This is a genomic window from Caballeronia sp. Lep1P3 (genome assembly GCF_022879595.1).
Lineage (GTDB): Bacteria > Pseudomonadota > Gammaproteobacteria > Burkholderiales > Burkholderiaceae > Caballeronia.
Window position 1 is genome coordinate 761,474 of record NZ_CP084267.1, and the last position, 11,419, is coordinate 772,892.

10 protein-coding genes are annotated in these 11,419 nt (G+C 65.3%); 6 read left to right on the plus strand and 4 right to left on the minus strand.

Annotated elements, in window-relative coordinates; genetic code table 11:
- Nucleotides 1-42: 42 nt before the first annotated feature.
- Together LDZ27_RS24060 and LDZ27_RS24065 are read right to left on the minus strand one after the other, a co-directional pair.
- Nucleotides 43-1,011 carry an aldose 1-epimerase gene (locus LDZ27_RS24060; protein WP_244817612.1) on the minus strand — a complete coding sequence of 323 codons (969 nt, stop codon included), beginning with the start codon at nucleotides 1,009-1,011 and terminating at the stop codon, nucleotides 43-45.
- The gene (locus tag LDZ27_RS24065; protein WP_244817613.1) at nucleotides 1,008-1,808 is read right to left on the minus strand and encodes a phytanoyl-CoA dioxygenase family protein; all 801 of its coding nucleotides are present in this window, start codon (nucleotides 1,806-1,808) and stop codon (nucleotides 1,008-1,010) included. The genes LDZ27_RS24060 and LDZ27_RS24065 overlap by 4 nt, the downstream gene beginning before the upstream one ends.
- A 236-nt stretch (nucleotides 1,809-2,044) precedes the next feature.
- Here LDZ27_RS24065 and LDZ27_RS24070 point away from each other — a divergent pair, with 236 nt between their 5' ends.
- The 6 genes from LDZ27_RS24070 (at nucleotide 2,045) to LDZ27_RS24095 (ending at nucleotide 9,871) form a co-directional block, all read left to right on the plus strand.
- Nucleotides 2,045-3,118, plus strand: coding sequence for a LacI family DNA-binding transcriptional regulator (locus LDZ27_RS24070; protein ID WP_244817614.1), 1,074 nt, complete (start codon nucleotides 2,045-2,047; stop codon nucleotides 3,116-3,118).
- Between the two features lie 171 nt (nucleotides 3,119-3,289).
- On the plus strand, nucleotides 3,290-4,291 hold the full coding sequence (locus LDZ27_RS24075; RefSeq protein ID WP_244817615.1) for an ABC transporter substrate-binding protein: 1,002 nt from the start codon (nucleotides 3,290-3,292) through the stop codon (nucleotides 4,289-4,291).
- A gap of 70 nt (nucleotides 4,292-4,361) precedes the next feature.
- Nucleotides 4,362-5,921 carry a sugar ABC transporter ATP-binding protein gene (locus LDZ27_RS24080; RefSeq protein WP_244817616.1) on the plus strand — a complete coding sequence of 520 codons (1,560 nt, stop codon included), beginning with the start codon at nucleotides 4,362-4,364 and terminating at the stop codon, nucleotides 5,919-5,921.
- On the plus strand, nucleotides 5,918-6,913 hold the full coding sequence (locus tag LDZ27_RS24085; RefSeq protein WP_244817617.1) for an ABC transporter permease: 996 nt from the start codon (nucleotides 5,918-5,920) through the stop codon (nucleotides 6,911-6,913). The genes LDZ27_RS24080 and LDZ27_RS24085 overlap by 4 nt, the downstream gene beginning before the upstream one ends.
- A 1-nt stretch (nucleotide 6,914) precedes the next feature.
- The gene (locus LDZ27_RS24090) at nucleotides 6,915-7,871 is read left to right on the plus strand and encodes an ABC transporter permease (protein WP_244817618.1); all 957 of its coding nucleotides are present in this window, start codon (nucleotides 6,915-6,917) and stop codon (nucleotides 7,869-7,871) included.
- A gap of 197 nt (nucleotides 7,872-8,068) precedes the next feature.
- Nucleotides 8,069-9,871 carry a thiamine pyrophosphate-requiring protein gene (locus LDZ27_RS24095; protein ID WP_244817619.1) on the plus strand — a complete coding sequence of 601 codons (1,803 nt, stop codon included), beginning with the start codon at nucleotides 8,069-8,071 and terminating at the stop codon, nucleotides 9,869-9,871.
- 23 nt (nucleotides 9,872-9,894) lie between these two features.
- Here LDZ27_RS24095 and LDZ27_RS24100 read toward each other — a convergent pair whose 3' ends face one another.
- Both LDZ27_RS24100 and LDZ27_RS24105 read right to left on the minus strand, forming a co-directional pair.
- Nucleotides 9,895-10,386 (minus strand): low affinity iron permease family protein, encoded by a 492-nt coding sequence (locus tag LDZ27_RS24100; protein ID WP_244817620.1) that lies wholly within the window; start codon nucleotides 10,384-10,386, stop codon nucleotides 9,895-9,897.
- Nucleotides 10,387-10,470: 84 nt separating this feature from the next.
- Nucleotides 10,471-11,370, minus strand: a complete 900-nt coding sequence (locus LDZ27_RS24105) for a tetratricopeptide repeat protein (RefSeq protein ID WP_244817621.1) — start codon at nucleotides 11,368-11,370, stop codon at nucleotides 10,471-10,473.
- Nucleotides 11,371-11,419: the final 49 nt, after the last annotated feature.

Consider the following 11,419-nt stretch of genomic DNA (forward strand, 5'->3'; position numbering starts at 1 on the left):
ATCGAGCGGCGCGGACTCCGCGCCGCCGACTTCCCTCTCGATTCACCCGATGCGCGGCGTCAGCGAAAACCGCGCGCTCACCGACGCCCCCGGCGCAAGCACGCCGCCGCCCTTCGAAGCGTGGTCGGCATCGAGATTCACCCAGTCCGCCACGTTGCTTACCGGCTCGACGCACAAGAGCGCGTCGTGCGCAACGGGCGCGTAAATCACCATGAAGTCGAACGGCGCGTCCGCTCGCAGCGTGACCGCGCGATGCTCGTCCGGCCACGCGATCGTCGCTTCGCGCGACCAGCCCACGAAATTGTTGTCGAGATCGAAGGCATCGGCGGACATGCCCTGCGGCGAGCCGAGCGCGTCGATGCTCGGATGCGCGCCCGCGTGCGTCGGCAGCGGGTCGGGCGTCGTGTGCCACATCGACTTCACGCGCGCATGCACGCGCGTGTGCCGCGTGCGCGGAAAGTACGGATGATGGCCGAGGCCGAACGGCATGGGCCGCGCGGACAGGTTGCGCATCGACATCGTGACCGTCAGAGAGTGCGCGTCGAGCGCGATGTCCTGCGCCGCTTCGAACGCAAACGGCCAATGATGCGCCGGCTCGCCCGACGGCTCATGCACGAGCGCGAGCCGCGCGCTCGCCTCGGATAATGCATCGACGCGCCACGGCCGCCGCCAGCCGTTGCCGTGCAGCGCGTGCGGGAACGCGTTGCCGTCGCCGGAAAGATCGACGCCCACGCCATCGAACGTAAAGCGCGCATCGCGGATGCGGTTGCAATACGGCACGAGCGGAAAGCTCGCCATGCCGAGCGGATTGCGCGCGGCGAGCGCATCCGGCGTGGCGGGACGCAGCCAGTGCAGCGGGCCTTCGGCGTCATCGCGCATGTCGAAAAACGCCGCGATCGCCCCGCCGACATGCGGCGCAAGCAGCACGCGGCGCGCGCCGTGACTCAGTTCGACGAGCGGTTCGACGAGCGGTTCGACGGCGATCCGGTCCGGATTTCTGTCGGCGCTCAATATGCGAACTGCCGGTAGTTTTCGTCGAAGATGCGCTCCGTGCGCTCGACGACCGGGTTATAGCGCAGCAGGCGTTTCGCGCGCGGCGGCAGGTCGGCGAGCACGGCGCGCGGCACATCGATATGCACCTCGGGCCGGAAATACCACGCGCGGCTATAGCCGATGACGACCATCGGACGCGGCGCGCCGGTCAGGTTCGGCGTGCCGCGATGCAGCCCGCGCACGTCGCGGATCATCACGTCGCCGACGCGCATCGGCACGCGCTCGGGCGGGAAGCGCCCATCGGCGAGACCGGCTAGCGCTTCCTCGCGCGAGATGCGGTGCGTGCCGCGCGTGGTTTCGAGCGGGCCGTTGCTGTCGTCCACATCGACGAGCGGAAAATTCACCGCGAGCTGAAACGACGGCGTTTCCGGCGCATCGTCGAAGAGCGGCGGCGTATCGCGATGCCAGTCCTGAAACTCCGAGCCGAGCACAGGCGTATCGGTGGCGAGCTGGCACATCACCGGATCGCGCCCGGCCACGCGCTCGACGATCGCGACGATATCTTCGTCGCACACGACGGACGGGTCCGCGAATTCGCCTTCGAACGGCAAGGTCACGTAATAGCGGCCCGGCCCGCGATTGCCGCTCGACGACGCCTCGCGCGCGGCGTCGACATGCGGCTGAAGGAGCGACGCGAACGCATCGCGCCACGCGTCGATCTTCGCGCGGTCGAAATGATCGCGCAGCAATACGAAGCCATCTTGCTCGAACGCTTGTGCGAGCGCGTCTCGCGCGCTTTCGTCGTACCGGCCCATGCGCCGCTCCTTTTTTCGGTCGTGACGGGAACGCGAACAGAATCGCATGGGGGTAATCGAGTCGTCAATATTATTAGTAATGCTCCGTGAAAACCCTGTGCGCATAGCCCATTCGATAAGGTGGTTTCCGCGTTGTCCATCACTAATATTAGTGGTAACTTTCCTTCGCTCTGGACGTTTCAGCACTCGCCCGCCATTCGCGCCCGATGAAAAAAACCACGCAACGACGCCCGACGATGACCGACATCGCGAAGCTCACCGGAGTTTCGCAATCGACGGTCTCGCTCGTACTCAACAACGCGAGCGGCGCAAAGTTCTCGGACGCGACGCGCGAGAAAGTGCTGCGCGCCGCGCACGAACTCGGCTATCGCATGACGCCGCGCGAACCCGCCGCGCTCGACGCGTTCGACGCGCTCGGCACCGAAAGCGAGCGCAATCTGATCGTCTATCTCGCCGACGAAATCTCGACGAGCCCGCATCCGGTCGTGAGCATCGACGGCGCGCGCGACGCCGCGTTCAGCCACGGCCGCATCCTCGCCGTCTATTCGACGCACGGCAACGCACAGATCGAGGCGCGCGTGCTCGACGCCACGCTCGGCAATCCCAACGTTTTCGGCGTGATCTACGCGACCGTATACACGCGCCGCGTGACGCTGCCGGCGGCGCTCGCGCGCGTGCCGACGGTGCTGCTCAACTGCTACGCGAACGACGCGAACGTGTCGTCGGTCGTGCCCGCCGAAGTCGCGGGCGGCCATACCGCGACGGACTATCTGCTCGCGGCGGGGCATCGGCGCATCGGCTATATCAACGGCGAGCCGTGGCAGGACGCGGCGCGCGAGCGGCTCAAGGGTTATCGCACCGCGCTCGCGACGGCGGATTTGCCGTTCGCGCCGGAACTGCTGCGCGAAGGCGACTGGAGTTCGGGCGCCGGCTTCGAAGCGACGCTTTCGCTGATGCGCGAGCCCAATCCGCCGACCGCGATCTTCTGCGCGAACGACCTGATGGCGCTCGGCGCGATCGAGGCGTTGAAGCAACTGGGCCTTCGCGTGCCCGACGACGTGTCGGTCGTGGGCTACGACGATCAGGAAATCGCGCGGCATACGCATCCGCCGCTTTCCACGGTCGTCCTGCCGAACTACGAACTGGGACGCTGGGCGGTCGAAACGCTCTTGCAGGAAGAACACAACCGCGCGGCGGGCGCGCCGCTGCGACGCCGCACGGTGAAGCTCGACGGTCCGCTCATCGAGCGCGGATCGGTGAAGGTAATCACCGAAGCAAAACAACTCGCCACTAATAATATTAGCGATTAAACGGTCATAACAGCGCTACAAGGCCGGCGACTCTCGCAGCACGAAACACCGGGCAACCGGGCAACACCAGGCATCGGCATCACCGCAGAAAGGAAGTTGCATGGGACCGGAGCGCTGGCAGCAAGCGCCGGCTTTGGTCGACAAGGCGTTTCATCCCTATCGGAGGAAGACATGCTGTCGCTAGAAAAAAAATCGGGCCTGCGCCCGCTCGCCGCCGCGCTCACCGCACTGACATTCGTTCTCGGCGCGGGCGCCGCGCACGCCGCCGACGACGCGTTGCCGAAGATCCCGAACAAGAAGCCGCTGCGCGTCGGCTTCGCGCAAACGGAGAGCAACAATCCGTGGCGGCTCGCGGAGACGAAGAGCTTCAAGGACATCGCCGCGAAATGCGGCTGGCAGATGGTCATGACCGATGCCAACAGTTCCGCCGCGAAACAGGTGTCGGACATTCAGAGCATGGTCGCGCAGCACGTCGATCTGCTCGTGTTCCCGCCGCGCGAGGAAAAGCCGCTCGTGCCGGTGATCCTGCAAGCGAAGAAGGCCGGCATTCCGGTGATTCTCGTCGACCGCAACGTGGATCAGTCGATGGCGAAGGCGGGCCGCGACTACATCACGTTCATCGGCTCGGACTTCATCGATCAGGGACACCGCGCCGCCGACTGGCTCGTGAAGGCGACCAACGGCAAAGCGACGATCATCGAACTCGAAGGCTCGACGGGCGCATCCGCCGCGAACGACCGCAAGAAGGGCTTCGACGAAGTCATCGCGAAGAATCCGGGCATGAAGATCATCGCTTCGCAAAGCGGCGACTTCGCGCGCGACAAGGGCCGTCAGGTCATGGAAACGCTGTTGCAGGCGCATCCGGACGTGACCGCCGTCTACGCGCACAACGACGAAATGGCGCTCGGCGCGATCGCCGCGATCAAGGCGGCGGGCAAGCAGCCGGGCAAGGACATCCAGATCGTGACCATCGACGGCACGAAGGGCGGCCTCGAAGCGATCAAGGCGGGCGAACTCGGCGCGAGCGTGCAGTCGAGTCCGTTCTTCGGCCCGCTTGCCTGCGATGTCGCGCAGAAGTACGCAAAGGGCGAAACCATTCCGCCGTGGGTCAAGGTGTCGGACCGCTTCTACGACAAGAGCAACGTCGACCAGAGCATGCAGTACGGTTATTGAGCGCGCATTCAACGTCGAAACGCGGGCGCCTTCGGGCGCTCGCTTTTTCAAGTGAACGGATCGTTCGGCCATGTCCCCTCCCCTACTCGACATGCAGGACATCGACATCGCCTTCGGCGGCGTCGCGGCGTTGAAGCACGCGCGCCTCACCGTGGCGGCGGGCGAAGTGCACGCGCTCATCGGCCAGAACGGCGCGGGCAAGTCGACGCTCATCAAGATTCTGACGGGCGCGTATCGCAAGAGCGCTGGCGCCATCCGTTTCGACGGACGCGACGTGGATTTCCGCTCGCCGAAGGAAGCGCGCGAAGCGGGCATCAGCACGATCTATCAGGAGATCAACCTCGTGCCCTTCCGCTCGGTCGCGGAGAACGTCTTTCTCGGGCGCGAGCCGCGTCGTTTCGGCCTCATCGACTGGAAGACGGTGCAGCGGCGCGCGAGCGAACTGCTGGAATCGTTCGGGTTGCATATCGATGTGAAAAAGCCCGTGCGCGAATACTCGACCGCGATTCAGCAGATGGTCGCGCTCGCGCGAGCCGTGTCGTCGGATGCGAAGATGGTCATCATGGACGAATCGACGTCCTCGCTCGACGAACGCGAAGTGGAACTGCTTTTCACCGTCGTGCGGCGCTTGCGCGACGACGGGCGCGCGGTCATCTTCGTGTCGCATCGGCTGGACGAACTGTATGCGCTCTGCGACCGCGTGACCGTCATGCGCGACGGTCAGACCGTCGCCGAAAGCAGCATGCAGGAAATGGACAAGCTCAAGCTCGTCACGACGATGCTCGGGCGCACGCTCGCCGCCGTCGTGCACGAAGACAGCGCGGTGAAGGAAGCCAATCTCGCGAAGCGCGGCGCGCTCGCGCTCTCGGCGCAGTCGCTCGCGGCGGGCGCGAAGGTCACGAACGTGTCGCTCGACGTGCATGCGGGCGAAGCCGTCGGTCTCGCCGGACTGCTCGGCTCGGGCCGCACCGAGACCATGCGCCTCTTGTTCGGCGCGGATCGTCCGTCGCAGGGCGCGCTCGCGGTCGGCGGCGATCGCGTCACGTTCAAATCGCCGAAAGATGCGATCGCGCGCGGCATCGCGTATCTGACGGAAGACCGCAAGGCCGAAGGCATCGTGCCGGAGCTTTCCGTGCGCGACAACCTCACGCTCGTCTGCCTGCCCGCGCTCACGAAGCGCGGCGTGGTGGATGTCGGCAAGCAGCGCGAGATCGTCGATGGCTTCATCGCATCGCTCGGGATCAAGCTGCGCTCGCCCGATCAGCCGATACGCGAACTCTCGGGCGGCAATCAGCAGAAGGTGCTGCTCGCGCGCTGGCTCGCGACGAATCCGCGTCTCTTGCTGCTCGACGAACCCACGCGCGGCATCGACGTCGGCGCGAAAGCCGATGTCGCGAAGATCGTGCGCGAGTTGCGCGACGCGGGCCTCGCGGTGCTTTTGTCCGCGTCCGAACTGGAAGAACTGACCGCCGTGGCCGACCGCGCGGTCGTGATCCGCGACGGCGAAACGGTGGCGGCACTCGACGGCGCGCAGATGAACGAGGCGTCGATCATGGATGCGATCGCCTACGGCGCGGGCGAGCAATCGTCGCTCGCGCAGGCAACGGCCGCGCAAGGAAACGAGTCATGACGGACAAGACGCAGCCGGCAGCGCCGCTTGCCGCCGACACGCAAGGCGCGCCTTCGACGAAGAAGCGCGGCATCGCGATTCAGCGCGAGATCGTCGTGCTGCTCGCGATGATCGTGTTCAATCTCATCTTCACCGAGCACTTCTGGTCGCTGCAGACCTTCAACGTGAATCTCACGCAGGTGGTGACGATCGTGATCGTCGGCATCGGCATGACGCTCGTCGTCGCGACGGGCGGCATCGATTTGTCGGTGGGCGCGTCGATGGCCATTGCGGGCGCGCTCGCGCCGATGCTCTTCATGAACATCGAGGGCGCGCCCGGCATCCTGCTCGCGTTCACGCTGCCTGTCGCGGCGGCTGCGCTGTGCGGCGCATTCAACGGCTTTCTCGTGACGAGGCTTCGCGTGCAGCCCATCGTCGCGACGCTCGTGCTCTTCATCGCGGGACGCGGGATTGCGCAGGTCATCACCGACGGCAGCTTGCAGGCGTTCAACAATCCCGCGTTTCAATGGATCGCGCTCGGCAAGATTGCGGGCGTGCCGTTTCAGATCCTGCTGATGCTCGCGCTCGTCGTGATCTTTACGTGGATCGTGCGCAAGACGCTCTTCGGCAAGTACTTGCTTGTGACGGGCGGCAACGAGGACGCCGCGTATCTCTCCGGCATTCCGACCGCGCGCGTGAAGTTGATCGCGTACACCGCATGCGCCGCGCTTGCGGGTCTCGCCGGGCTGATATCGATCTCGGTGAATTCGTCGTCGGATGCGAACGTCGTCGGACTCGGCGTCGAACTCGATGCGATCGCAGCGGTGGCGGTCGGCGGCACCGCGCTCACGGGCGGCAAGGCGTACATCACGGGCACGCTGATCGGCGCGCTCATCATCCAGTTATTGCGCTACACGCTGCTCGCGCACGGCATTCCGGATGCCGCCGCGCTCGTGCTGAAGGCTGGCATCATCATCGCGGCCGTGTACGTGCAGCGTCGCCGGGGCTCATGACATGAAGCGGAACCTTCCCATCCTGATCGCGCTCGCCGCGCTGCTCGTGCTCGGCGTCGTGCGCTACGAGCATTTCGCGTCGGCGTACAACGTGACGTCCTTCTGGCGATACAACTCGATGTTCGCGCTGATTTCCATCGGCATGGCGTTCGTCATCATCACGGGCGGCATCGACTTGTCCGTGGGCGCGGTGGCCGCGCTCGCGAGCGTCGTATCGGCGCTGGCGAGTCCGCACGGCGCGGTGGCGGGCGTGCTCGCGGGATCGTTCGCGGGGCTTGCGGTCGGCGCGCTGAACGGGCTCGTCATCACGCACATGCGGATATTGCCCTTCATCGTCACGCTCGCGACGAGTCTCGGCGCGCATGGGCTCGCGCTGCTGCTCGGCCATAACGATGCCGTCGCGATTGCATCCGACACGGCCTTCGCCGCGTTCGGTCAGGGCGATCTCTTCGGCTTGCCGATTCCCGGCATCGTATCGCTGGTCGCGGCAGTGGCCGGATGGATCGCGCTGCGCAGTTCGCGCTTCGGCCGGCATGCGCTTGCCATCGGCGGCAGCGAGGAAGCGTCGCGGCTCATGGGACTCAACGTCGATCGCACGCTCGTCGCCGTATATGCAGTGAGCGGCCTGCTCGCGGGCATCGCGGGCGCGATCCTCGCCGCGCAATTCGGCGCGGGACAGCCGAACGAAGGCGTCGGCTGGGAACTCTTCGCGATCTCGGCGGTGGTGCTCGGCGGCACGCGGTTAACGGGCGGCGAAGGCTCCATTGCGATGACGATTGCAGGCGTCGCGCTGCTCGGACTCGTTTTCAACCTGCTGAACTTCGAGAACGGGCTCGGGTATATCAGCCTGTCCGCGTACTGGCAGTCGGTGATTCGCGGCTTATTCCTGCTGCTCGTGATCGTGCTGCAGGCGCGCGTGCTGAACCGCAAGACGACGCCGGCGAAAGTGGCGCACTGAGCGCGTGTTCGTTTGGGGATGACAGCACAAGGGCCGCTCGATGCGGCCCTCGTCCTTTCTGTCGCGTTCGCCTGCGCGTTTCGACGCCGACGCGCGCGCAGTCGGCTTGCGTTAGCCTTGCGCGTCTTCGGCATGGCCATTGCTGCCGGCGTTCTGTTCCCGCAGTTTCCCTCGAACGCACACCGGAGGCATTCTTCATGACCACCACCGTCGGCGACTTTCTGGTCGACCGCCTCTACGCCTGGGGCGTGCGCCGGATTTATGGCTATCCCGGCGATGGCATCAACGGCGTGTTCGGCGCGCTCAATCGCGCGAAGGGCAAGATCGAATTCATTCAGGCGCGGCACGAGGAAATGGCCGCGTTCATGGCCTCTGCGCACGCGAAGTTCACCGGCGAACTCGGCGTGTGCATTGCGACATCGGGACCGGGCGCCGCGCATCTGCTGACCGGCCTCTACGACGCGCGGCTCGATCACATGCCCGTTCTCGCGATTGCGGGGCAGCAAGCGCGTGCATCGCTTGGCGGGCACTATCAGCAGGAAGTCGATTTGCAGTCAATGTTCAAGGACGTCGCCGGCGCGTTCGTGCAGCAGGCGAGCGTGCCTTCGCAGATTCGCCATCTCGTCGATCGCGCGATTCGTACCGCGCTTGGTGAGCGCAAGGTCGCAGCACTGGTTTTACCGAACGATCTGCAAGACCTGAAATACGAACCGCCGCCGCGCAAGCACGGCACGTTGCATTCGGGCGTCGGCTATCGCGAGCCGAAAATCGTCCCTTATCCCGACGATCTCAAGCGCGCCGCCGACGTCCTCAACGCGGGCAAGAAGGTCGCGATTCTCGTCGGCGCGGGCGCGCTTCAGGCAACGGACGAAGTGATCGCCGTCGCCGAAAAACTCGGCGCGGGCGTCGCCAAAGCGCTGCTCGGCAAAGCCGCGCTGCCCGACGATCTGCCTTACGTCACCGGCTCCATCGGTCTGCTCGGCACGGAACCGAGCTACAAGCTGATGACCGAATGCGACACGCTTCTGATGATCGGCTCGGGCTTCCCCTACTCGGAGTTCCTGCCGAAGGAAGGCGCGGCGCGCGGCGTGCAGATCGACATCAAGGCGGACATGCTGTCGATCCGCTATCCGATGGAAGTGAATCTCGTCGGCGATAGCGCGGAAACCTTGCGCGCGCTCTTGCCCTTGCTCGAACAGAAGACGGATCGCGCGTGGCGTGAAGACATCGAAGGCTGGATGCGCGACTGGTGGACGAAGCTCGAAAAGCGCGCACTCGAGCCGGGCACGACAGGCGTCAATCCGCAGCGCACGGTATGGGAACTGTCGCCGCGCGTGCCAGCCAACGCAATCGTAACAAGTGATTCGGGTTCCTGTGCAAACTGGTACGCGCGCGATCTCAAGGTCAAGCGCGGCATGATGTGCTCGCTGTCGGGCGGGCTCGCGTCGATGGGCGCGGCGGTTCCGTATGCGATCGCCGCGAAGTTCGCGCATCCCGAACGGCCGGTGATCGCGCTCGTCGGCGATGGCGCGATGCAGATGAACAACATGGCCGAACTCATCACCGTGTCGAAGTACTGGAAACAGTGGTCCGACCCGCGATGGATCTGCATGGTGCTCAACAACGAGGACCTCAACCAGGTCACGTGGGAACAGCGCGTGATGAACGGCGATCCGAAATTCGAGGCGTCGCAGGATATTCCATCCGTGCCGTATCACCGGTTCGCGGAGTTGATCGGCTTGCGCGGCTTTTACGTCGATGATGCCGAACGCATGGCCGCCGTCTGGGACGAGGCGCTGGCGTCGGACAGGCCTGTCGTGATCGAAGTGAAGGCCGATCCGAACATCCCGCCGCTGCCGCCGCACATCACGCTGCAGCAAGCAAAGGCGTTCGCGACCACGCTATTCGAGGGCGATCCGAACGAAGGCAACATCATCGTCGATACCGCGAAGCAGGTGCTCGGCGCGGTGTTGCCGGGGCATAAGGACGAAGGACGATAAGAACGGATAGCGCGAGGCGCGGTTCAGCGCGTCTCGTCGGAACCGGCGATGTCGTCCGCCGGCGACGCCGCCGAGCCGCCGTCCGAGGCGAGCCGCAGATACGCGGCAGCGAGCCTGCGCAATTCGTCTTCGCTCGCATCCTCGATGCCGATCAGATGGTTGCTCGCCGCGCGATGCGTCGCGAGCAATTCGTTGAGCTTCAGATGCAGCGCGACGCTGTCCTTGTTCTGGCTCTGCTGGATCAGAAAGACCATGAGGAACGTGACGATCGTCGTGCCGGTGTTGATGACGAGTTGCCAGCCATCCGAGTAATGAAAGATCGGGCCGGTCACGACCCACACGACGATGCTCGTGACCGCGAAGCCGAACGCGAAAGGCGAGCCCGCCCAGCGCGTGACGAGACTCGCGAAGCTGTCGAACGCGCGCATCAGCGGATGCGCCTTCGCATATGCGGGACTCGCCGTGTCGGGAATGGTGTCGAGCTGGTCGGTCGAGCTTGGGTGTCTGTTTTGCATAGTTATCCTCCTGCGTTGCAATTCGAGCGCAAGCAAGAAACGATCCCTACAGCTACCCTTCACCATCCCGCCGCCCGGCGACGCTCACGCCGACGGACCGCGCTTTGTCGCCAGCGTGTCGATGCTCGCCTGCAAGTCCGGGCCGGACTGCGCCTTGGGCATCGTGAGCGCGGCGTTCAATGCACCCGCGGCGGCCGCGTCGTTCGGCTTGATCGACAGCGCCTGTCTCAGCGCGCTTTCCGCCTCGACCGGGCGTCCGAGTCCGACGAGCGCGATGCCCAGACCGCGGCTCGCTTCGAAGAAGACGGGACGCATTGCGAGAGCGGTCCTGTACTCCGCTTCGGCTTCCGGCAGGTTGAAACGGCGTTGCGCAACGTTGCCGAGCCCGCAATGCGCCTCCGCCGACTGTGGGTCCAGCGCCAGCGCGCGGTTGAACGATGCGTCCGCGTCCACGAGCCGTCCCGCCGCGCAGAGCACGTCGCCCATCGTGAGATGCGCTGCGACGTTGTCCGGGTCGAGCGCGATTCCGCGGCGGCACGCGGCCTCGGCTTCGGGCACGCGGCCTTGAGCGCGCAACGCGTCGGCGAGTGCGACGTGCGCGGGCGCGTAGTCCGGCAGGAGCGCGCACGCGCTGGCGAAGGCGCGCTCGGCCTCGTCGCTGCGATCCTGCGCCTGCAACACGCAACCGAGCATATGCCGCGCGATGCCGAAGTCGGGGCGCAACGCGAGCGCGCGGTCCAGCGTGCTTTGGCATTCGGCGTGGCGCTTTTCGTCCCACGCGACGAGCGCCAGATTCAGAAGCACGTCGGGCGAGTCCGGACTGAGCGCGAGCGCACGGCGGAACATGTCTTCGGCTTCGGAGAGACGCCCCAACTGGCGCAATACGAGACCGAGGTTATTGTGCGCCGCGGGCGATTCGGGACGATCGGCGATTTCCTGCCGAAGCAGGGCTTCCGCTTCGGTGAGGCTAATTGGTTCACTCATCGGAGTTTCGTTCATGAGCATTATCTCGGGCTAAAAGAAGGAACAAGAA

What these genes read in the sequence shown, in the direction of transcription:
- LDZ27_RS24090 (WP_244817618.1), top strand. Translation starts at nt 6,915, where the DNA reads ATGAAGCGGAACCTTCCCATCCTGATCGCGCTCGCCGCGCTGCTCGTG.
- LDZ27_RS24080 (WP_244817616.1), top strand. Translation starts at nt 4,362, where the DNA reads ATGTCCCCTCCCCTACTCGACATGCAGGACATCGACATCGCCTTCGGC.
- LDZ27_RS24065 (WP_244817613.1), bottom strand. Translation starts at nt 1,808, where the DNA reads ATGGGCCGGTACGACGAAAGCGCGCGAGACGCGCTCGCACAAGCGTTC.
- LDZ27_RS24105 (WP_244817621.1), bottom strand. Translation starts at nt 11,370, where the DNA reads ATGAGTGAACCAATTAGCCTCACCGAAGCGGAAGCCCTGCTTCGGCAG.
- LDZ27_RS24095 (WP_244817619.1), top strand. Translation starts at nt 8,069, where the DNA reads ATGACCACCACCGTCGGCGACTTTCTGGTCGACCGCCTCTACGCCTGG.
- LDZ27_RS24100 (WP_244817620.1), bottom strand. Translation starts at nt 10,386, where the DNA reads ATGCAAAACAGACACCCAAGCTCGACCGACCAGCTCGACACCATTCCC.
- LDZ27_RS24085 (WP_244817617.1), top strand. Translation starts at nt 5,918, where the DNA reads ATGACGGACAAGACGCAGCCGGCAGCGCCGCTTGCCGCCGACACGCAA.
- LDZ27_RS24075 (WP_244817615.1), top strand. Translation starts at nt 3,290, where the DNA reads ATGCTGTCGCTAGAAAAAAAATCGGGCCTGCGCCCGCTCGCCGCCGCG.
- LDZ27_RS24070 (WP_244817614.1), top strand. Translation starts at nt 2,045, where the DNA reads ATGACCGACATCGCGAAGCTCACCGGAGTTTCGCAATCGACGGTCTCG.